The sequence below is a fragment of the Cognatilysobacter xinjiangensis genome (assembly GCF_014651995.1).
In the GTDB taxonomy this organism is placed as follows: domain Bacteria; phylum Pseudomonadota; class Gammaproteobacteria; order Xanthomonadales; family Xanthomonadaceae; genus Cognatilysobacter; species Cognatilysobacter xinjiangensis.
In genome coordinates this window covers 305,391-326,118 of the sequence record NZ_BMXY01000002.1, presented here as the reverse complement: position 1 = coordinate 326,118, position 20,728 = coordinate 305,391, and the positions used below count along the sequence as shown (strand labels likewise).

Annotated in this window: 23 protein-coding genes; 5 read left to right on the top strand and 18 right to left on the bottom strand. The window is 68.9% G+C overall.

The genetic code is table 11. The annotated features are described in order from the left end of the window. Positions 1-69: 69 nt before the first annotated feature. From IE066_RS10005 to IE066_RS09960, 10 genes are all read right to left on the bottom strand, one after another. Positions 70-384 carry a VirB3 family type IV secretion system protein gene (locus tag IE066_RS10005; RefSeq protein WP_189449406.1) on the bottom strand — a complete coding sequence of 105 codons (315 nt, stop codon included), beginning with the start codon at positions 382-384 and terminating at the stop codon, positions 70-72. Between the two features lie 18 nt (positions 385-402). Further along, entirely contained in the window at positions 403-726 is a 324-nt protein-coding gene (locus IE066_RS10000; RefSeq protein WP_189449404.1) for a TrbC/VirB2 family protein, read from the bottom strand. Between the two features lie 56 nt (positions 727-782). Continuing rightward, complete coding sequence (locus tag IE066_RS14945) at positions 783-1,550, bottom strand: lytic transglycosylase domain-containing protein (RefSeq protein WP_189449714.1); 768 nt, start codon at positions 1,548-1,550, stop codon at positions 783-785. Between the two features lie 179 nt (positions 1,551-1,729). Beyond that, complete coding sequence (gene virB11, locus IE066_RS09990) at positions 1,730-2,764, bottom strand: P-type DNA transfer ATPase VirB11 (protein ID WP_189449402.1); 1,035 nt, start codon at positions 2,762-2,764, stop codon at positions 1,730-1,732. 9 nt (positions 2,765-2,773) lie between these two features. Next, positions 2,774-4,015, bottom strand: a complete 1,242-nt coding sequence (locus IE066_RS09985) for a TrbI/VirB10 family protein (RefSeq protein WP_229790773.1) — start codon at positions 4,013-4,015, stop codon at positions 2,774-2,776. Further along, positions 4,012-4,779, bottom strand: a complete 768-nt coding sequence (locus IE066_RS09980) for a TrbG/VirB9 family P-type conjugative transfer protein (protein WP_189449400.1) — start codon at positions 4,777-4,779, stop codon at positions 4,012-4,014. Before IE066_RS09980 ends, IE066_RS09985 begins: the two co-directional genes overlap by 4 nt. Continuing rightward, positions 4,776-5,690 carry a VirB8 family type IV secretion system protein gene (locus tag IE066_RS09975; RefSeq protein WP_189449399.1) on the bottom strand — a complete coding sequence of 305 codons (915 nt, stop codon included), beginning with the start codon at positions 5,688-5,690 and terminating at the stop codon, positions 4,776-4,778. Before IE066_RS09975 ends, IE066_RS09980 begins: the two co-directional genes overlap by 4 nt. Positions 5,691-5,701: 11 nt before the next feature. After that, the gene (locus IE066_RS09970) at positions 5,702-6,130 is read right to left on the bottom strand and encodes a hypothetical protein (protein ID WP_189449397.1); all 429 of its coding nucleotides are present in this window, start codon (positions 6,128-6,130) and stop codon (positions 5,702-5,704) included. Between the two features lie 223 nt (positions 6,131-6,353). After that, positions 6,354-8,066 carry a type IV secretory system conjugative DNA transfer family protein gene (locus tag IE066_RS09965; protein WP_189449396.1) on the bottom strand — a complete coding sequence of 571 codons (1,713 nt, stop codon included), beginning with the start codon at positions 8,064-8,066 and terminating at the stop codon, positions 6,354-6,356. A 7-nt stretch (positions 8,067-8,073) separates the two neighbouring features. After that, positions 8,074-8,283: a hypothetical protein gene (locus tag IE066_RS09960; RefSeq protein ID WP_189449394.1), complete on the bottom strand. Its 210-nt coding sequence runs from the start codon at positions 8,281-8,283 to the stop codon at positions 8,074-8,076. Positions 8,284-8,432: 149 nt separating this feature from the next. On the opposite strand from IE066_RS09960, the gene IE066_RS09955 reads away from it, so the two are divergent. From IE066_RS09955 to dnaG, 4 genes are all read left to right on the top strand, one after another. After that, positions 8,433-10,580 carry a hybrid sensor histidine kinase/response regulator gene (locus IE066_RS09955; RefSeq protein ID WP_189449392.1) on the top strand — a complete coding sequence of 716 codons (2,148 nt, stop codon included), beginning with the start codon at positions 8,433-8,435 and terminating at the stop codon, positions 10,578-10,580. A gap of 30 nt (positions 10,581-10,610) precedes the next feature. Further along, positions 10,611-11,054, top strand: coding sequence for a GatB/YqeY domain-containing protein (locus tag IE066_RS09950; protein WP_189449391.1), 444 nt, complete (start codon positions 10,611-10,613; stop codon positions 11,052-11,054). Between the two features lie 63 nt (positions 11,055-11,117). After that, positions 11,118-12,080 (top strand): YihY/virulence factor BrkB family protein, encoded by a 963-nt coding sequence (locus IE066_RS09945; protein ID WP_189449389.1) that lies wholly within the window; start codon positions 11,118-11,120, stop codon positions 12,078-12,080. Positions 12,081-12,290: 210 nt separating this feature from the next. Continuing rightward, positions 12,291-14,036 carry a DNA primase gene (gene dnaG / locus IE066_RS09940; RefSeq protein ID WP_189449387.1) on the top strand — a complete coding sequence of 582 codons (1,746 nt, stop codon included), beginning with the start codon at positions 12,291-12,293 and terminating at the stop codon, positions 14,034-14,036. A 9-nt stretch (positions 14,037-14,045) separates the two neighbouring features. Here dnaG and IE066_RS09935 read toward each other — a convergent pair whose 3' ends face one another. From IE066_RS09935 to IE066_RS09915, 5 genes are all read right to left on the bottom strand, one after another. After that, entirely contained in the window at positions 14,046-15,179 is a 1,134-nt protein-coding gene (locus tag IE066_RS09935) for a GGDEF domain-containing protein (RefSeq protein ID WP_189449385.1), read from the bottom strand. A gap of 172 nt (positions 15,180-15,351) precedes the next feature. Then, entirely contained in the window at positions 15,352-16,284 is a 933-nt protein-coding gene (locus tag IE066_RS09930; RefSeq protein WP_189449384.1) for a heme o synthase, read from the bottom strand. 4 nt (positions 16,285-16,288) lie between these two features. Next, positions 16,289-17,452 carry a COX15/CtaA family protein gene (locus tag IE066_RS09925; RefSeq protein ID WP_189449383.1) on the bottom strand — a complete coding sequence of 388 codons (1,164 nt, stop codon included), beginning with the start codon at positions 17,450-17,452 and terminating at the stop codon, positions 16,289-16,291. A gap of 5 nt (positions 17,453-17,457) precedes the next feature. Beyond that, the gene (locus IE066_RS09920) at positions 17,458-18,039 is read right to left on the bottom strand and encodes a hypothetical protein (protein WP_189449382.1); all 582 of its coding nucleotides are present in this window, start codon (positions 18,037-18,039) and stop codon (positions 17,458-17,460) included. Further along, a complete protein-coding gene (locus IE066_RS09915; RefSeq protein ID WP_189449381.1) occupies positions 18,036-18,752 on the bottom strand; it encodes an SURF1 family protein in 717 nt (238 codons plus the stop codon). Before IE066_RS09915 ends, IE066_RS09920 begins: the two co-directional genes overlap by 4 nt. A 66-nt stretch (positions 18,753-18,818) precedes the next feature. Between IE066_RS09915 and IE066_RS09910 the strand changes: the two genes are divergently transcribed. Beyond that, positions 18,819-19,049 carry a twin transmembrane helix small protein gene (locus IE066_RS09910; protein ID WP_189449380.1) on the top strand — a complete coding sequence of 77 codons (231 nt, stop codon included), beginning with the start codon at positions 18,819-18,821 and terminating at the stop codon, positions 19,047-19,049. Positions 19,050-19,108: 59 nt separating this feature from the next. On the opposite strand, the gene IE066_RS09905 is transcribed toward IE066_RS09910, so the two are convergent. Genes IE066_RS09905 through IE066_RS14880 form a run of 3 tightly spaced genes read right to left on the bottom strand, consistent with a single transcriptional unit; the run spans position 19,109 to position 20,722 of the window. Then, entirely contained in the window at positions 19,109-19,987 is an 879-nt protein-coding gene (locus IE066_RS09905; RefSeq protein WP_189449378.1) for a cytochrome c oxidase subunit 3, read from the bottom strand. Positions 19,988-20,024: 37 nt separating this feature from the next. Further along, positions 20,025-20,591 (bottom strand): cytochrome c oxidase assembly protein, encoded by a 567-nt coding sequence (locus IE066_RS09900; RefSeq protein ID WP_189449376.1) that lies wholly within the window; start codon positions 20,589-20,591, stop codon positions 20,025-20,027. Beyond that, positions 20,588-20,722 (bottom strand): hypothetical protein, encoded by a 135-nt coding sequence (locus IE066_RS14880; RefSeq protein WP_268244882.1) that lies wholly within the window; start codon positions 20,720-20,722, stop codon positions 20,588-20,590. Before IE066_RS14880 ends, IE066_RS09900 begins: the two co-directional genes overlap by 4 nt. Positions 20,723-20,728: the final 6 nt, after the last annotated feature.

Sequence of the window (20,728 nt, the reverse complement as noted above, 5' to 3'; positions counted from 1 at the left end):
CGTGCTGCGGTGTCGAAACGGGCGCCGACGGCACCTCGCGGGCCGTCGGCGGAGGGATCGCGGAGGCGCTCAGCGATCCGGATACTTCTTGCGTGAATCCCGGTAGGTGTTGGGCGAGAACACCCACATGCCGTCGTGTCGGTCGAGATTGCGCACCTTCATGCGCACCTGGAGCTTGAGCCCGAGCAGGCGAAAGATCATTTCGTCGCGTCGCGCCATCTGCCGCATGATGAAGATCACCACCGGCAGCAGCACCAGGAAGAACATGTTGGTGTAGAACGACAGCAGGATCACGCTGCCGGCGCCGATGAAGAAGGGCACGTACGGCACGCCCATGAACATGGGCGGGCGCGTGCAGCCTCGGAACAGGACGTTCTTCTGCATGGCGACCGGCTGCCGCTCTCAGGTCCCGCCGATCAGCATCTTGGCGACCTGAGCCGCTGCGCCGATCAGGAAGCCGCCGATCAGGATCGGCGCGACGTCGGCGATGCGCTTGTGCGCGAATGCGATCTGGTAGCCGGCGAAGATCACGGCGATCGTGACCACCGAGATCGACGCCACGTTGAGCAGGCCGTTGACGTTGTCGAAGAACTTCTTGGTGGTCGCACCGGTCTCGGTGAAATCACCACCGCCGCCCGTGGCCTGCGCATACGCCATCGCCGGCAGCAGCGTGGCGCCGATGAGGGCCGAGGACACGGCGTTCTTGATCGTCTTCATTGACTTCATGGGTCGACTCCTGGTCTTGCGGGAAGCGGCACGACGCCGCGTGATGGGATTGGGGTTCAGAACACGAATGCGCTGTCGCGGATGGCGTCGGACGCGGGGGGTGGAGCGCCGGCCACGCCGCCGCCTTCGGATGCGCTGTTGACCGCGACGCGCGGCGCGGCGCCATCGGGCTGCAGCACAACGAGATCGCCGGTTGCATCGGATGCACCGGATCGCACAGACGGGACGGCTTTGGGCTGCGCGGCAATCGTCGGCACCACCGGCTCGACCCGCGAGACGGCCGCGACAGCCCTTCCCTGCACGGCGGGCGGATCCGTCGCCCTGAGCGGATAGCGGGTAGCCGTAGTCATGCGCCGACGGGGCGCGCCATACACGGCGATCGCACCGGCATCGGCGGGCGGCGCCGTGCGCATAGACGCGTAGATCTTCTGGACGTAGCCCTCGCGGAAGCCCGTCGTGAAGTTGCCGGAGTAGTAACAGCTGAAGGACTTGCCCCAGTCGCCCTTCGAACGACCATGGCATTCGGCAAGGATCCGCGAGCCGGCCTGCAGGTTCGGGCAGGCCTGGAACGCCTGCTCGTAGGACGCCAGGCCGTACTTCGCAAGGTTATGGCGGTTGACCTGCGCCAGCCCCAGCGAGAAGTTGTAGCCGCGGCTCTCGAGCATCCGCACGGTGGCGAGCGCTTCGGCGAGATTGGCGGGCTGGCGCGCGAGGCGGCCGCCGACGACGCCGATGGCGTACGGATTGAACGAGGATTCGACGCGAACGACGTGATGCATCACGTCCGCGGGGACCGCCAGATTCTGACAGCCCATCAGCTCCATGCCAGGCAACACGTGACCCCCTGTCTCATTGCCTGCACGCAATGGGGTCGCCGCGGCGAATCCATTCGCGTGCATCGTCCTTGCACCTTCGCCGCGATCCTGCCGACGAAGTCCCGATGATTGACTCATGCGTGGCGACGCATTGTCAACGCCTTCAAATCCCCAGCCGATGCCGCCCGTCAGCCCGCCACTGAACGCTGCGGATCGAAGTCGATGCCGGTGATGTAGCGGCGCCCGGCATGCGCCTTGATGTGCACGACGATGTCGATCGTCATCATCAGGAGCCGCTTGATGACCGCGAACTCCAGCCCAGCGCCCTCGGCCGATGCCTTGACCATGAGCGCGAGCTGGTCCCAGGTCTGCGACGTGCTTCCCGCATGGCAACTGGTGATCGAGCCGGGATGGCCCGAGGCGCAGTTGCGGATGAAGTAGAAGGCCTCGTCGCCGCGCAGCTCGGCCAGGATGATGCGGTCGGGCTTCATGCGCAGGCAGGCCTCCATGCAGCTCTTGGCGGTGACGTTGCTGGTGCTCTGCCCGCCTTTCGAGTACAGCAGATGGACGACGTTGGGCTGCGCGATGAAGAGCTCCCGGGCGTCCTCGATCGTCACCAGACGCTCGTCGTCGGGAATGTGGTTGACAAGCGACTTCATGAAGGTGGTCTTGCCGCTGCCGGTGGCACCCGACACGACCACGTTCTTCTTGTAGTGCACCGCCTTGCGGAAGAACTCGCCGTAATTGCGTTGGCTGCGCAGCTCCAGCAGCTCGCGGTCGTGCTCGGCGAGGCCGGCACCCTGCTCGAGGATCTGCTCGAAGAAGCCATCCCGCTGGTATTCGGCCAGCGTCTTGGTATGGCGCGACGGCAGACGGATGGTGATCGACACCTTGCCGGCGTCGCAGGCCGGCGGGATCACGAACTGCGCGCGCTGCCCCGTCGGGAACGTGAGCGACACGACCGGATCGGTGTCGGTGATGCGCTGGCCCGTGTTGCTCTCGTTGACGACCGCGGTGCAGAACTGCCGCGCGCGCTCGAAGGTAAGGCTCGGCACGTCCAGGCACTGCCAGCCCTGGCGCGTCTCGATCCAGAGTTCGCCGGGGCGATTGATGCAGATCTCGGTGACGTCCGGCGACGCCATGTGCTCGAGGATGCCGAGCACCTCGTACTGGTACGAGAGGAAGTCGTCCGAAACGCGTGCGAGAGGGGCGTCGCCATCCATGTCTGCGGCTCAGCGGCCGAGCACCTCGGAGAAATCTACGTCGCGCGCGACGTAGACGTTCAGCACCGTGCCTTGGTTGATGGTCACCGTCGGCGGCCGCGACATCGCCTGCTCCGCGGCCTGGTTGGCGATGCGGTCGAGCGTGCGTGCAGTATTGCTCTCGAAGGGCGACACCACCACGACCCCCTGGGAGATCGTCGCGCTGGCCGGGCCGTTTTCCGCGGCGGCGTATTTAAACGCGTCGCTGAGCAGGCTGACCATCACCGCCGACGTGAGCCGGGAGGCCCAGTGCGAGTCGAGATGGCCGGGCACGCCGGCGCTGCCGAGACCGTCGACGCCGGGGCTCGACATGTTCACGTCCACGTTGCCGGGCGTCACGATTCGATCCCAGACGACCTCGATACGGTCCCCCTTGGGACGCGCCTGGTAACTGCCGTAGATCTTGGAACCGCGCGGAAGCAGCAGGCTGCGGCCGTTCGTCGAATACACGGGCTCGGTGAGGGCGCAGGACGTGAAACCGTCGGCCTCGCTGATAATCCGGGCCGAGAGCACGCAGCGCAGCGTGGTGCCGCGCATCAGCAGTGCGTCGGGGTTGCGGAGAAAGCGCGCACTGGTCGACTTGCGGCGGTTCTCGTCGGTGGAAGCTTCAGCGGGCTTCGCGGCTTGGCCGCCCATTGCCGCCTGCGTCATCGCCACGGCCTGCGCATACGCATTGTTGGGCTGCCCGGCGGCGCCCATGCCGGCCTGCGGGTCGACTCCCATGCGGCGCTCCATGAGCGTCGGCGGACGCGCGCCCGCCTGCGTCATCGGCATGCCCGGCGCCGGAGGCGGCATGGCGGACGCGTCATAGGCCGCTTGTGGCGGTAGCGGCGGCAGTGGTTCCTGCGCCATGGGTTGCACGTCGATCGGCTGGATCGGTGCGCGCGACGTCGGCGGCAGGGGCGGCGTATTGGCGTCGCTGAGCGTCGGGATGCTGACCTGCTCCTCCATCGGCTTCTCGGGCGCGTCCTTGCCGGTCGCGTTCTTGAAGACGACGACGGCCATGAGCGCCAGCAGCCCGACGATCCCCGCCAGGAACACCAGCGCCTTGCGGTTCACGCGCTGCTGCTCTTCGTTGCGAAGCGAGGGCGCAGCGGCATCGAGGTCGGGCGGTGGCGCCGCGTGCTGCATGTTCATGTAGGGATTCGCCGCCGCGTCCGCCGGCGCGGCCGCGTAGGCCTGCTCGTAGGGGTTGCTGGTGTTCTGGCTCACGGGCGCGGATTCCTTCGGAGGCCGACGACGTTGCGGCCGTGGCGGATCACGAGATAGCGGTAGGTGCCGTGGACGACGATCGTATTGCCCTGCACCGTCGTATTGACCACGAACTCGTCGCCGTTTTCCTTCTCGCTGGCGAAGACCGCCGGGAACGAGCCGGTCGGGAACGCGGTGGTCTCGGGCAGCTGGATATAGGTGAAACGGCCATCGTCGTAGACGTTCGCCGGCACCAGCGCCTTGAGCTTCGTGCGCGTGCTGTACTCGTAGTCGAAGTTGTAGGCCCGCGAGCTGTCGAGCGCGACGCTGAGCTCCGGCGACGGCTCGACTGCCTTGTCCGGCGCGGCCTTGAAGCGCGCGTCCTCCGGATAGTGGAAGACGACCTTGTACTGCACACCCGCGTCCTTGGCCTGGTCGAGCGCGCGCCAGTCCGTGGCGACCACGCGCAGCTCAAGGATGTAGGAATGCGTTTCGGTGCGGATCAGCAGGTTGGTGTCGACGTCGACGTTCTTGGGCTTTACGTAGAAGACGTTGTCGCGCCGACTGATGTCCCAGCCGCTGGAGAAGCCGGTGCTGTAGTCGATGACGTTCTCGCTGGGCGAGAGCTCGATCTGCGTGGTGATGCCGAGGCCGGTGCGGATCGGATAGATGCGGTTCTCGACGTAGTCGTAGTCCTGCACCGCGGCGGCCTGCGTGGCGCCGGGCGCAAGCCCGAGCAGCACGGCCAGCACGCCGGTGAGGATCTGCGCATGGGTACGGTTCATCGGGGAGCGGCTCCGGGGCCCGGACGGGTAGCGGTGGCGGCATCGGGCCGCGTAGTGGCTGCAGCGGGCATCGCGACAGGCTCCGCCGGCATCGTGGCGGGCATGGCGTCCGTGGGGGGCAGCGCGGCGCTGGCCGCGCCCGCGTCCGGCAGCGGCAATGCCGGCAGTTCGGATGTCACCGGCGGCGCCTCGGCATAGTCGTTGTCGACGCGGTAGGTGGTGACCTGGAAGCCGAGCGGGTTCTCGATGCGGTATTTCTCGTCCATCGCCAGGTTCGCCTTGTAGGTGAAGCCGAGCGTGGCGATCTTGCTGTCGAGCGGCGCAGTGCGGCCGGTCGCCTTGTCGTAGAGCGTGCGCTGGAAACGCACCGTCGCGCCGTTCGGGCGGCCGTCGCCGTCGTTGATCAGCGTGATGCTGAGGATCTTGACGCGTATCGCCGCCTTGTCGCCGTAGGTGTTGTACGGGCGGTTGGCATTGTCGCGACCATGCAGCGCCGTATAGCCGGCGGCGACGCTGGGCGACGCCATCGTGTACACAGTCGTCCAGTCGCGCAGGCGCATCAACGCGATGTCGTATGACTCGCGCGCCAGCACGAAGTGCGCGACGTTGCTCTTGTTGACTGCCTCGCTCAGCGTGATGTCGTTGCGGCTCCAGTCGCCGTTGAGCCGGCCGACGGTGGCCGTGCCGGTATAGGCATCCGCCATCACCAGGTACGGCACCTTCTCCTTCAGCGGCAGGAAATAGAAATAGCCGCCCGCGAGGATCAGCGAGATGGCGCAGGACGTGCCCGCTACCCACCAAGCGCGCCGCTCGCTGCGACGGGCCTGGTCGGCCAGCGTCAGCTCGTAGTTCACCGCACGGCCGATCGCGTGCTCCACGCGGCTGCCGTCGTTACCCGAACGCGATTTCATGGACGGCTCCGTCAGGGCGTGGTCGTGGAGATGGGCGCCGCCGCATCGGCGCGGCGCACGACGATGCGATCGGCCTCGATGCCGATCGCGACCTGCTGCGGTGCGTACAGCGCGCCGAGCTGGCCGAGTGCGGCCTGCAAGTCGTTGCCGCGCACGTCGGCGACGGGCCGGTAGAGCGTGAAGTCCGAGTCGTGCCGGTAATCCAGTGTCATGTGGCTGTCGCGTGCCCAGCGCTCGAGCAGCGACTTGAGCGTGCGATCCACCGGCGCGGCGTAGTAGACGTAGGCCGGCTTCAGCGGAATGGCCTGCGGCTGTTCGCCGAACTGGTTGACGGGCTTCCAGCGGCCGCGCACCTGCGCGGGCGGCGGCGTCGCGCAGGCGGCGAGGCCTCCGATCAACAGGAAGATGGCGGGTCTAACGACGTGCGAAAGCGCTTTCACGGCTCACCGTAGGCGTGAGCGCATCGCGCAACGCGCGCGGATGCGCGTCCTGCGATGGCGGGTCCATTGAAATGACAGGTGCGCGAGTTGCGGCATCCTGCCGGCCTGAAACCAATCCCTGTACGACTCCCCTGTGCGTCTGCTCCTTGACCGGTGCGCGTGGCGACCGTGCTCCTCCCCGAGCGCCGACGACTCTGCATCGGCAGGCATTGCGCCTTGCCGTCTACGGTATCGAAACGATTTCGCGCGCGTCAACCGTCTTCTGCGCGGCGACCGCGATCGTCGGCACCTGCGCCTTGGGCAGCAGACGGGCGGTATAGCGTTTGTCCTTGTAGTAACGGATCTTCTCGCACATCACCGGATGCGCGATGCCCTCGTACATCACCACCTCGCGATCCGGGCCCATCGCCTTGAGCTCCTGCGGGAGCATCAGCGCGCGGCGCTCGACGGACTCGCTGCGCGACACGTCGCGCCCGCGCGTGACGTTCTGCCGCCGCACGGTGGTGTAGCCGAGCATCTCGGAGTAGTCGTTGGCGTCCTGCTGCTCGCGCGGCGCGTAGAGGATCTGCAGCGCATGGTTGGTGACCAGCGTGCGCGCGAGCTCGCGACCGTAGACGGCGTCCAGCTGCGCCATGCTCTGGATGATCGGCAGCAGGCGCAGGTTGTAGCCGGCCATGTAGGCGACGGCGGTGGCGATGATGTCGATGCGGCCGATCGAGGTGAACTCGTCCATCAACAGCAGGCACTGGTGCCTGAGCGCGGGATTGTTCTGCGGCAGCTCGCGCGTGTTGAGGTTGATGAGCTGGCTGAAGAACAGGTTGAGGATCAGCCGGCTCTCGGCGAGCTTGTTGGGCTGGATGCCGACGTAGATCGTCATGCGCTTCTTGCGCACGTCGGTGAGCAGGAAATCGTTGGCGCCGGTGGCGGCGTCGAGTACCGGGTTCACCCAGGCGTTCAGCGGCTCCTTGAACGTGCCGATGATGGAGGCAAAGGTCTCGTCGGCCTGCGACAGCAGCGTCGCGAACGCCATGCGCGCGGCATCGGACAGGAACTTCTGCTGCGAGAGCGACTGGAGGTAAGCGCGCAGCTCCTGGCCGGTGCCGGACGAAAGCCGGTAGACCGCGCCGAGCGTGGGCGGCGTCGCGCAGGGGAAGCCGCAGGCACGTTCGTGCTCGTACTTGTCGAAGAGATATAGCGCGAACGCGAGGAAGGCGTTGCGGCCCTGGCTGACCCAGAACTTCTGCTCGTCGGCGCCGTCGGGATACAGCATGGCGCCGATGGCCATCACGTCCGACACGCGGAACGCCGGGTCGTCGGACACGTAGCCGAGCGGGTTCCAGCGGTGCGTGCGGCGATCCTCGGCGAACGGGTTGAACAGGAACACCTCGTGGCCCTGCGAGCGTCGCCAGCCCGAAGTCAGCTCGAAGTTCTCCTGCTTGATGTCCAGCACGACCACCGAATCCTGGTACTCGAGCAGGTTCGGGATGACGATGCCCACGCCCTTGCCCGAGCGCGTGGGCGCGGCGAGGATCGCGAACTGCTGGCCCGGCAGGCGCAGCAGGCGGCCGTCGTAGCGGCCGATGACGAGGCTGGTCGGGCCGTCGTCGAACAGACAATGTTTCGCGAGATCGCCGCTGCGCGCGAAGCGGGCGTCGCCGTGCAGGGCTTTCGCGGGGCGTCGCATCGCGAGCGCGGCGATGCCGATGCACCCGAGCACCGGCAGGCCGAAGCCGACGTATCCGGCGGCGCGGATCTTCCCAGCATGCGGGCGCACCTGCGGCAGGTCGAGCGTGCGGAGGTAGTCGAGATAGACGTACCAGCGCGGCGCCGGCGCGTCGATGCCGAGGAACAGCAACGCGAGCTGGCCGGCGAGATAGAGGCCGGCGAGCGGCACGAGGACGAGGGCGACGAGCGCGACGAAGTGCTTGCGGTTCATGGCGACCTCAGCGCGACGGACCGGCCGGGCGGCGCCCCGGGGCACCCGGATCGAGGCTGCGATGGTCGACCCAGGCGCGCGCGGTCTCGAAGCTCGGCTCCTCGCGCAGCCAGGCGCCGGCCGTGTCGACCACCACGTACAGGCGGCCGTCGGCATCGGGATCGTTGGCGATCACGCGATACGGGCCGCGTGCATACAGAACGGGACTGGAGAGCATGCGGAACCTCCCTTTCCGCCGGTCGCGTCCTGTCCTGGACGCCGGTGCCGCCACTCGCGGCCGGCCTAGCGTAGCGCATGCGTCCGGCGCTGCAAGCAGGGGCCGGTTAGCATGCGGGCTCTCGACGGCCGCTGGCGCATCCTGCACGCATGACCGCGTTTTCCGACCTGCTCTCCCCGCTGTCGCAGCTGCGCGCGGCCTGCGAGAACGCCACCGTCGCGCTGTTCGTCATGGACGAGAAGCGTGAGTGCGTCTACCTCAACGGCGCGGCGGAGGCGCTGACCGGCTTCTCGCTGGACGAGCTGCGCGGCCGGCCGCTGCACGACGTCATCCACCACACGCGCCCCGACGGCAGCGCGTTCCCGATCGAGGAATGCCCGATCGACCGCGCCGCGCCTGCGCGCATGCAGGCGCAGGGCGAGGACGTGTTCGTGCATCGCGACGGGCGCTTCTATCCGGTGGCGTTCACCGCAAGCCCGGTGCTGCAGGACGGCCGCGTGGTCGGCACTGTGCTGGAAGTGCGCGACATCAGCCGCGAGAAGCTGCGCGAGCAGGAGGACATCGCGCTGCGGCAGCTGTCGGAGCTGATGCTCAACGAGCTCGACCTGCCGCGCATGGTGCAGGGCGTGACGGACGTGGCCACGCGGCTCACCGGCGCGCAGTTCGGCGCGTTCTTCTACAACGCCGAGGATGCGGACGTCGGCCGCTACATGCTGTACACGCTGTCGGGCGTGTCGGCCGAGCATTTCTCGAAGTTCCCGCATCCGCGCGCGACGCCGCTGTTCGGCCCGACGTTCCGCGGCGAAGGCACGATCTGCATCGAGGACGTCACCACCGATCCGCGCTACGGCCAGTGGGGGCCGCACCACGGCATGCCGCCGGGCCATCTGCCGGTGCGCAGCTATCTCGCGGTGCCGGTGAAGTCCGACACCGGCGAGGTGCTCGGCGGGCTGTTCTTCGGCCACGAACGCACCGGCGTGTTCAGCGGGCGACAGGTGCGCGCGGTCGAAGCCATCGCCGCGCTCGCGTCGGTGGGGATGAGCCGCCTCTACCTGTTCCGCAGGCTCGAAGGCGAGGCGCGCGACAAGGAACGCCTGTACCAGGAAGCGGTGCGCGCGAACCGCATGAAGGACGAGTTCCTCGCCACCATCTCGCACGAGCTGCGCACGCCGCTCACGTCGATCCTCGGCTGGAGCGAGATGCTGGCCTCCGGGCGGCTCGCGCCGGCGATGGTCGAGCGCGCGGTCGGCACCATCGATCGCAATGCGCGCGCGCAGGCGCAGATCATCGAGGACCTGCTCGACATTTCGCGCATCGTCAGCGGCAAGCTGCGGCTGGACGTGCGCGAGATGGACGTGGCGCAGCCGGTCGAGGCTGCGGTCGAGGCGGTGCGCCCCGCGGCGTTGGCGCGCGACGTCGAGCTGCACCTGGAGGCCGCGCCGGACGTCGGCCGCGTGCGCGCCGATCCCGATCGCCTGCAGCAGGTGGTGTGGAATCTCGTCGCCAATGCGGTGAAGTTCACCGGGCGCGGCGGCCGCGTCGACGTGGCGATGCAGCGCGGCGACGGCTTCGTGGAGATCCGCGTGCGCGACACCGGCCGCGGCATCGCTCCCGAGTTCCTGCCGCGGCTGTTCGACCGCTTCAGCCAGGTCGATGCATCGTCAACGCGCGAGCACGGGGGCCTCGGCCTCGGGCTGTCGATCGTGCGCCATCTGGTGGAGATGCACGGCGGCACGGTGCGCGCGGCGAGCGCCGGCATCGGCCACGGCGCGGAATTCACCGTGCGCCTGCCGTTCTCGACCAGCACCGACGAGCCCGCCGAGCGCCGCGAGGAGCACGCGCACGACGTCACCAGCGCGCCACCGCCTGCACCCGGCGAGGACGCCCTTGCCGGCTGCCGCGTGCTGCTGGTCGAGGACGACGCCGATTCGCGCGCGATGCTCGGCGCGGTGCTGGAGGCGCATGGCGCGTCGGTCACCGCCTGCGCCGGCGCCGAGGACGCGCTGCAGGCGATAGGGCGCATCGATGCCGACATCGTGGTGAGTGACATCGGCATGCCGCGCATGGACGGCTACGCCTTCGTCCGGGCGCTGCGCGAATGGGAACGCGCGAGCGGCCGCGATGCAGTGCCCGCCGTCGCGCTCACCGCCTACGCGCGCAGCGAGGACCGCACGCGCGCGCTCGCGCACGGCTTCCAGATGCACGTCGCCAAGCCGGTGCAGCCCTCGGAACTGGTCGCGATCGTGCGCACGCTGCACGGCTGGCGCGCGCCGGCGGCGGACCAGGCGCTACCCTAGGCGCCCTTTTTCGCACCCATGGAGCGCGCCATGAGCCTCAAGCAGCGACTCACCGACGACATGAAGGCCGCCATGAAGGGCGGCGACAAGAGCAGCCTTGCGGTCATCCGCCTGATCAATGCCGCGATCAAGCAGAAGGAAGTCGACGAGCGCGTCGAGCTCGACGATGCGGCCGTGGTGGCCGTGCTCGACAAGATGGTCAAGCAGCGCCGCGACTCGGTGTCGCAGTACGAGGGCGCCGGCCGCGACGATCTGGCGCAGGCCGAGCGCGACGAGATCGTGGTGATCGAGCGCTACCTGCCCGCGAAGATGGGAGAAGCCGAGATCGACGCGGCGATCGAGGCGGCCATCGCCGAGACCGGCGCTGCCGGCGCAGCCGACATGGGCAAGCTGATGGGCCTGCTGAAGCCCAAGCTCGCCGGCCAGGCCGACATGGGCCTCGTCTCCAAGCGCGTGAAGGCCCGCCTGGGCTGAGGCACGACCCCGCGGACCGTCGCGCTCGCGGAGCGATGACGGCCGCTGCGGCAGGCTGTCGGAATGAGCGATCCGACCCGTCCCGACAGCCCCGCCGCCGCCCCGGACGCGCCGGTGGCCAAGACGCTGGATCCGACCGAGAAGGCGTCGATCACGCAGGTCGACGGCGCGCCACCGCCGGCCGACGTCAGGAAGGTGGTGCGCAAGGCCACCATCGGCTCGCTGCCGATGGCGCTGCTGCGGCGCTTCCTCGATTCGGACGTGATCACGCAGGCCGCCGCGGTGGCCTTTTACGCCGCGCTGTCGCTGGCGCCGCTGATGCTCCTGCTGCTGTGGTTGACGGCCTCCAGCCAGGCCGCGCAGGCCGCGGTCATCCAGCAGGTCGGCCTGCTGGTCGGGCCGGAGGCGCAGTCGGTCGCGCGTACCGTGCTTGCGGGTGCCGCGTCGACGCCCGACACCGGCTCGATCGCCGGCTGGTGGAGCATCGCGCTGCTGCTGGTGGGCGCGAGCGCGGTGTTCGCGCAGCTGCAGGACGCGCTCAACCGCATCTTCCGCACCGATGCCACCGCCCTGCCCGGCCTGTGGAACTGGGTGAAGAAGCGCCTGCTCTCCTTCGGGCTGGTGCTGTCGGTGGTGTTCCTGCTGGTGATCTCGATGACGCTGACCACGCTGCTGGACGTCACCATCGGGCGCTACGCGCAGGGCGAGACGGTGGCCGCCACGCTGGCCGCACTGATCGTCTATGCGTTCACCTTCGCGCTGATGTACCACTTCCTGCCCGACCGCCGCGTGCGCTGGCGGCTGGCGCTCGCAGGCGGCTCGCTGACCTCGGTGCTGTTCATGGCGGGGCGCGCGGGCATCGCCTGGTACCTGGAGCACCAGAGCACGGCCTCGGCCTACGGTGCGATGGGCGCGCTGGTGCTGACCATGCTGTGGGTCTACTACGCCGCAATGATCCTGTTCGGCGGCGCCGTGGTGACCGCCACCATCGACGAACGCCTCGGGCCGGCGCCCGTCAAGGCATGACGCTCCGTCGCAGCGCCTGACCCGGCGGACTGTCAGCCTCTACGCTGGCCCGATCCCGCCGCAGCGTCCACACTTGCCGACGACGGCCGGGCCCGCCCCCGCCCTCGTCCATCCCCGACCGCGTGATGCCGATGGCCGCCAGGCCGGGCCGCACGTGCGACGATGGCGAACCCGCACGCCGCTATCGCTGAAGACGCTTTTTTACTGCCGATGGCCCGCATCCCCGACGCCTTCATCGACGACCTCCTCGCCCGCACCGACATCGTCGAGGTGGTGGGTTCGCGCGTGCCGCTCAAGCGCCAGGGCAAGGAGTTCTCGGCGCGCTGCCCGTTCCATGACGAGCGCTCGCCGAGCTTCACGGTGTCGCCGGTCAAGCAGTTCTATCACTGCTTCGGCTGCGGCGCGCACGGCACCGCGATCAGCTTCGTCATGCAGTACGACCGGCTCGAATTCCTCGATGCGGTCGACGAGCTGGCCAAGCGCGTGGGCATGGAAGTGCCCAAGGACACCCAGCAGCGCACTGCCGACCCGCAGCTCGTCGAGCTGTACGCGGTGCTCGAATCGGCGACGACGTTCTACCGCCAGCAACTGACGGCGAGCGCCAAGGCGCGCGCGTACTTCGATGCGCGCGGCGTCGACGAGTCGATCCGCGAGAAGTTCCAGCTCGGCTACGCGCCGGACGGCTTCGAGGCGCTGAAGAATGCGCTCGGCACGAATCCGCAGCGCCTCGCGATGCTCGAGCGCGCGGGCCTGTTCTCGAAGAACGACGCCGGCCGCGTCTACGACAAGTTCCGCGACCGCGTGATGTTCCCGATCCACGACCGCCGCGGCCGGCCGATCGCCTTCGGCGGCCGCGTCATCGACAAGGAAGACGGGCCCAAGTACCTCAATTCGCCGGAGACGCGCCTGTTCCACAAGGGCCGCGAGCTGTACGGCCTGTGGCAGGTGCGCGGCGCGAACTCGAAGATCGAGCGGCTGATCGTCGTCGAGGGCTACATGGACGTGATCGCGCTGTTCCAGCACGGCGTGACGCAGGCCGTCGCCACGCTCGGCACCGCGACCACGTCCGAACACGCGGAGTTGCTGTTCCGCAACGCGCCCGACGTCTACTTCTGCTTCGACGGCGACCGCGCCGGCCGCGGCGCGGCCTGGAAGGCGGTGGAATCGGTGCTGCCGCGCATGAAGGACGGGCGCCAGGCGTTCTTCCTCTTTCTGCCCGAGGGCGAGGATCCGGATTCGATCGTGCGCAACGAAGGCCGCGATGGCTTCGAGGCGCGCCTGCAGGGTGCGACGCCGCTGTCGCAGTTCCTGTTCGATTCGCTGGCGGACGGCGTGAACCTTGCCACGCTGGAGGGCAAGGGCCGGCTCGCCGAACGCGCCAAGCCGCTGCTCGCGCAGATTCCCGACGGCGCCTTCGCCGACCTGATGCGCCAGCGCCTGACCGAACTGACCGGCGTGGGCGTGCGCGCCGCGCAGCCCGAAACCCACGTGCCTGCGCAACGTGCGCGCACGCCGGGCCGCAATGCGCCGCCGCCCAAGCGCAGCCTGGTGCGCAGCGCGATCCTCTACCTGCTGCACGCGCCGGCGCTCGCGCTGGAAGTCTCGGCCGATCCCGCGTTCGCCGGCCTGCGCCAGCCCGGCGTGCCGCTGCTGGTCGAGCTGATCCGTCTGGTGCATGCGCGCCCCGACATTGGCGTCGCCGCGCTGGTCGAGCATTTCGTCGGCCGCGAGGAACACGAGCCGCTGCAGAAGCTCGCGGTGCAGACGCTGCCCGGCGGCGATTCGACCTGGCGCGCGGAACTGCTCGACAACGTCGCCAACCTCGACAAGGCCGCCGCCGAACAGCGTACGGTTGAGCTTCGGCAGAAGCTCATGGAGAGCGGACGCCTAAGCGACGACGAGAAGGTCGAACTGCGCGATCTACTTGCCCAGCGCCCCGGCGCCTCCTCGACTTGAGGCGTGGCCTCAGGGCCCTGCCGTTTCGACCCGATTCCGACCGAGGCTCTTGGCGCGGTACAGCGCGGCATCCGCGCGCGCCAGCAGCGTCGACACCGGCTCGCCAGCCCGATACTGCGCGAGGCCGGCGGAGAACGTGAGCGAGAGTTCGCCCGCCTGCGTCGAAAAGCGCTGCGCACCGGTCGCGGCATGCATGCGCGCGAGACAGGCCAGCCCGCCGTCGAGCGTGGTATGCGGCATCACCAGCAGGAATTCCTCGCCGCCGTAGCGGCCGAACGCAGTGTCGATGTCCTGCCGCGCGAGCAGGTCGAGATCGCGCGCCTGCCGGCGCACGTGGTCGCAGAGGCCGCGCAGGATCTCGTCGCCGACGGCATGGCCGTGGCGGTCGTTGATGCGCTTGAAATGGTCGAGGTCGATGATCGCCACGCAGAAGGGCTGCGCGAAGCGCTCGGCACGCGCGCGCTCCTTCTCCAGCGCCTGCATCAGGTAACGACGGTTGCGCGCACCGGTGAGTTCGTCGCGCTCGGAGAGCTCCTGCACGCGCGCGAGCGCTTCCTGCAACGCGCTGCGGCGCTCGCCCAGCTTGGTGCGCAGGCCGGCGAGGTAGCCACCCACCAGCGACAGCCAGGACGTGATCATCGCCAGCACCGCCAGGCGCAGCAGTTCCAGCTGGAACTCCGGCGTGTCGAGCGGCCGACCGTGGAACTCGAACGCCATCAGGCCGACGTAGCCGGCCACCGCCACGCCGGCGAGCTGCAGCAATTGCCACGTGCCGAGGGTGAACAGCCCGAAGAAGAACGAGGCGACGTACAGCATCAGCATCACGCTGCGCGCCTCGCCCCGCATGTAGTGCAACGTCACCAGCGACAGCGCGAAGGCGACGAGTATCTGCGGCAGCAGCAGCGTTGGATCGCGGAAGCGCCGGCTGAAACCGGTACGGATGGCGAGGAAGAAGGCCACGTTGAAGGCCAGCGCGGTCGCGACGAGCGCCACGAGGCCGACGTAGTCGAAACGTGCCCAGCCCCAGCGCACCGCCAGCGAGCCGGGCAGCAGGAACATGGCGTAGCTCGCCACGCCCATGAGCTGGCGCGTGAGGCGCAGGCGCGTGGTGTGGTCGCGGCTGAGGAGGCGGTCGAATGCCATTCGTGGACGGTTACCCGAGAGGTTCCGCAGCGGCCCAGCGAATGGGCCGACACACCATGTGGCGCGCATCGACTTCAGCGAACGCCCTTCACCACCCCTGGCCTTCCATCATGGAAGGCACGTTGTTGTGCCGGCATCCGCGGGACGCCGATACGAAATATTCGAAAGCCGCTCAGCCCACACGCTCGAAGGCGACCCCGGACGCAGGCGTCAGCCACGGCAACAACCAGTGGTCGACCAGCAGGAAGGCGAACAGCGCCATCAGGTAGACGACCGAATAGTTGAAGACCTTCATCGCGTAGAGCTCGTCCGGCGGATCCATCAGGCGCCAGGCGTGCATCAGGAACACCGCGCCCAGCACCAGCGCGCCGCCGAGATAGAACAGCCCGCTCATGCCCGACGCCCACGGCAGCACGGTGACGGCCACGAGCAGCACGGTGTAGATGAGGATCTGCCAGCGCGTGTATTCGACGCCGTGCGTCACCGGCAGCATCGGCACCAGCGCGCGTGCGTAGTCGTCGCGGCGGAAGATCGCGAGCGCCCAGAAATGCGGCGGCGTCCATACGAAGATGATCAGCACCAGCAGCAGCGCGTGCGCCCAGTCCCATTCGCCCTGCATGCCGGTCACCGCGGACCAGCCCAGCAAGGGCGGAGCTGCGCCGGCGATGCCCCCGATCACGATGTTCTGCGGCGTCGCGCGCTTGAGGAACACGGTGTAGACCACCGCGTAGCCGATCAGCGAGGCGAAGGTCAGCAGCGCGGTGATCGTGTTGACGAACACCACCAGCAGCGCCATCGACACGGCGCCCAGCAGCAGCGCGAACGCGAGCGCGCGCGCCGGCGTGATCTGCCCGACCACGATCGGCCGCCACGAGGTGCGTGCCATCTTGGCGTCGATGCGCGAGTCGAGCAGCTGGTTGATCGCCGCCGCCGACGCGGCCGCGAGCCAGATGCCGACGAAGCCGATCACCGACTCCTTCAGCGGCGGCAGCCCCGGCACGGCGAGGAACATGCCGACCGCCGCGGTGAAAACGATCAGCGCGACCACGCGCGGCTTGGTCAGGGCCCAGTACTGGCGCAGCGTCGGGCGCGTCGCGGTGCTCATCGCATCAGACCTTCGGCTCGCGGAAGCGCGCGAGCAGCGTCACCAGCGCGGCCAGCAGCAGCGCGGCGCCGGCGTTGTGCGCCACCGCCACGTGCAGCGGCAGCCCGAGGTGCACGTTGGCGATGCCCAGCGCGACCTGCGCGAGCGTCAGCACCGCCAGCACCGTGCCCCAGCCGCGCATGCCCGGCATGCGCAGGAAGCGCAGCGCCAGCCACATGAGGTAGACGAACACGACCACCGCCATGATCCGGTGCGCCATCTGGATCGCGATGCGCGAAGCGCCGTCGAGGATGCCGCCTTCGTAATCGACGCCGATGCCGCGCCAGAGCACGAAGCCTTCCTGGAAGTTCGCGGGCGGCCACCAGCGGCCCACGCACGTCGGGAAATCGTTGCCGCAGGCCAGCGCCGCGTAGTTCGAGCTGACCCAGCCGCCAAGCGCGATCTGCAGGCCCAGCAGCACGATGGCGGCGATGACGAGGCGCTTGAGCCGGCGCGCGTCGGCCAGGCGGATCGGCAGGTCGGTGGCGCGCCAGGCCATCCACAGCAGCATCGCGAAGATGGTCAGGCCGCCGAGCAGATGCCCCATCACCACGATCGGCTTGAGCAGCCAGGTGACCGTCCACATGCCCAGCAGGGCCTGGAACACGATGACCATCAGCGTCAGCGCGCTGATGCGCGAAAGATCCATATTGCTCCAGCGGATCGCCGCGGCCAGCAGGATCAGTTCGCCGGCCACCGCGAGCACGGCGGCGGTGGTGTAGTCGGCGCGCATGTAGAGCGGGATCGACGCACCGACCAGCAGCCCGGCGGCCAGCACCTGCGCGATGCCGAAGCGGCGACGGCGCGCGGCCAGCAGCGCGAGCAGGAACACCAGCCCGCCGAGCGTGGCCGCAAGGTGGCGATGCAGCTGTTCGCGCCAGGCCTTGTGCGGCTCGACGGCACGGATCGCGGTCGCGGCGTGATCGACGGCCTGCGAGGCATGCGTCGGCCATGCCGCGCGGCCGTAGCAGGTCGGCCAATCGGGGCAGCTCAGGCCCGCGTTCGACAGGCGCACGAAGGCGCCGAACACGATCACGCCGAGCGCGAGCGCGACGGCGAGCCAGGCGATGCGGTGGAAATGACGGTAGGGCGTGCGGACCGAAGCGGCGCGCGGAGTCGGGCTGGCCATCAAGGTCACTTCAGCTTGAGCAGGCGGTTGAGGTCCTCGCGCAGGCCCGCGAGGTCGGCATCGGGCGCGTAGCGCAGCACGACAAAGCCGTTGGGATCGACGACGTATACCGGCAGGCCGCCCGCCGCGTCCACCCGCGGCAGCTGCGCGCGCGCCGGGTCCGGCGCGATCACGCGCAGCGTGGTCGGCGCCGGCAGGCCCTGCGGCCAGTCGCAGCCCGCGCTCGCGCACCACCACAGCACGTCCACGCGCGAGACGTCCTTGTTGAACATCTCCCAGACCACGCCGACGTCCTTGGCACGTCGGCGGCAGGCCTCGCCGCACTCGGCCGGCGCCGGCACCACGATGCGCCAGACGCGGTGGATCGGCGACCACTCGTAGGGCTCTCCGGCCGTGGTGCGCAGGCGCGCCTCGCGCAGATCGGTGTAGGGATCGAGCAACTCGCCCTTCTGGCGGCTCGCGGCGGGATGGATGTCGGCGAAGCGCATCACACCGGCGACCAGCATCGAGCCGAAGAACAGCACGAGGATGGCGAGCAGGGTCAGACGGTTGCGGCGACGCTGCGCATCGGGGGCGGCATCGTTCATCGGCGGCTCCGGCGGAAGGTGAGGACGAGCGCGATCACCAGCGTCGTCACGGCGAGCCCGTACCACTGCACCGCATAGCCGCGGTGCCGGTCGGGCGTCAGGGTGTTGGCGAACAGCTGCAGGTCGCGTGTGTAACCGATCGGCAGCGCGGGATCGAGGCGCAGCACGCGCGGCGCGAGGTGCGGCAGGCCGAGCGCATTCGCGGCCTCGGCGGGCTCCAGCCGAACGGCCAGCACGATATCGCCCTGTGCGGCCAGCGCCTCGCCCATGCGGATGCCGGGCGACGGCGGCGCCGACAGCAGTCCGCGCAGTTCGCGCGCGCCCGTCGGCAGGTCGACCTTCGGCGGCGCGCGGTCGCCGCCGACCGCCTGCCAACCGAGGTCGACCAGCAGCGGCGCGCCGCCGTCGGGCCGGAACGCGGCATAGGCACGCATGCCGACGCGGCCGTCGTGCTGCTGGTTGTCGAGCAGGATCGGGCGCGTGGCAAGGAAGTGCCCCGTGCCCGCCGCCCAGTCGTAACGACTCGCACGGCTCGCGTCGTCCGCGGCCGCCAGCGGCACCGGGCGGCGCTGCGCGAGCACGGCGTCGGCCGCGGCCAGCATGCCTTCCTTCTCGACCGCACGGCCCGCCTGCCAACGCCCGAGCGAGGCGAAGCCCGCCGCCGCCAGCAGCGCGAGCGTCCATCCGATCAGCAGCGTGCCGCGACGGCTCACGACGCCGCACCGGCCGGGCGCGATAATGCGCGCCGACATGACAACGACCGCCCGCAGGAGACCCGCGTGAACCAATCGCTGAAAACGCTGCTCGTCATCGCGTTCCTGATCGCGATCATCTGGAACCTCGGCGCGGGGCTGTATTACATGCTGGTCGACAAGGGCGGCAGCAAGCGCACGGTCAATGCGCTGACGCGTCGCATCGTGCTGTCGGTCGCGCTGATCCTGGCCATCGTGTTCGCCGCCTGGATGGGCTGGATCGACTTCCACGGCGTGGGGTCGAACCCGGGCCGCTGATCCCCAGACGCAACGGGCCGGCGAGTGCCGGCCCGTCGTCGCTTCCTGCGTCGTGGCGCTTACAGCACGTAGACGAACAGGAAGAGCATCAGCCACACCACGTCGACGAAGTGCCAGTACCAGGCGACGGCTTCGAAGGCGAAGTGGTTGTCGCGATCGAAGTGGCCGCGCAGGCAACGCAGCCAGATGATCGCCAGCATCAGCGTGCCGAGGAACACGTGCAGGCCGTGGAAGCCGGTCAGCATGAAGAAGGTCGAGCCGTAGATGCCCGAGCCCAGCGTCAGGTTGAGCGCGCTGTAGGCGTGGATGTATTCCTCGGCCTGGAAGAACAGGAACACGCAGCCGAGCACGACGGTGAGGCCCAGCCACACCAGCAGCGCCTTGCGGTGGCCAGCCTTGAGCGCGTGGTGCGCGGCGGTCACGGTGCTACCCGAGGTGAGCAGGATCAGCGTGTTCAGCAGCGGCAGGCCCCAGGCCGGGATGGTCTGGAACTGGCCACCCACGGCGGCCGGGCCGTTGTTCGGCCAGCCCGAGCTGAAGCCTTCCCACAGCAGCGCATGCGTCGCCGCGCCGTCGCCTTCGCCGCTGATCCACGGCAACGCGAAGGTGCGGGTGTAGAACAGCGCGCCGAAGAAGGCGGCGAAGAACATCACTTCCGAGAAGATGAACCACACCATCCCCATGCGGAACGAGACGTCCACCTGCTTGTTGTAGTTGCCGCCGACCGATTCGCGGATCACGTCGCCGAACCACATGAACAGCACGGCCAGCGTCATCAGCATGCCGACGAAGAACACCGGACGGCCCCAGGTGATCTCGTTGAGCCAGCTGGCAAAGCCGATCATGGTGACGAACAGCGCGATCGAGCCGAAGAACGGCCACTTGCTGCTGTGCGGCACGAAGTAGATGTTGCGATCGGTCGGATGGGCTTGGGCCATGTCGGCGTTCCGTAGGTCTTGATTCAAAAAGCCGCGGTTACGGCGCCGCGCCACGGCCGGCGGGCGTCGGGCCCAGGCGCGCGGTCAGCGTATCGTTGCGGAAGAAGGTATAGGACAGCGTGATCGTGGAAACGTCGGCCGGCAGGCCGGGGTCGACGACGAAGCGCACCGGCATGTCGCGCGATTCGCCGGCCGCCAGCGTCTGCGCGGTGAAGCAGAAGCACTCGGTCTTGATGAAGTACTGCGAGGCGCGGGCCGGGGCGACCGACGGCGCCGCGCTGCCGACGATGGCGCGCGGCGAGTCGTTCTTCGCGAAGTAGGTGGTCTCGTACGGCTTGCCGACCTGCACCTTCATCGACAGCTGCTGCGGATGGAACTGCCAGTCGAGCTTGGAGTTGACGCTGCCGTCGAACTGCACCGTCACCCAGCGGCTGCCGGTCGCGCCCGAGCCGCCGGCGCTCTGCGGCCCCTGCGCGAGGCGGATGCCGAAGACCTTCTCGCAGGCGATGCGGTAGAGCGGCACCAGGCTGAAGGTGAAGCCGAACGCCAGCAGCGACACGGCCACCAGCTTGCCCCAGCCGGCATTGTTGCGCGGCGTGCTCATCGGTTCATCGCCGCCATCGCGATGAAGCCCAAGAACACGGCGACCGCGAGCAGGCCCAGCCACAGCGCGGTGCGGCGCGCCCGCGCGATGCGGGCGTCGTCGGGCGTGCGCGGGGCATTCGGGCCGGTCATGCGATC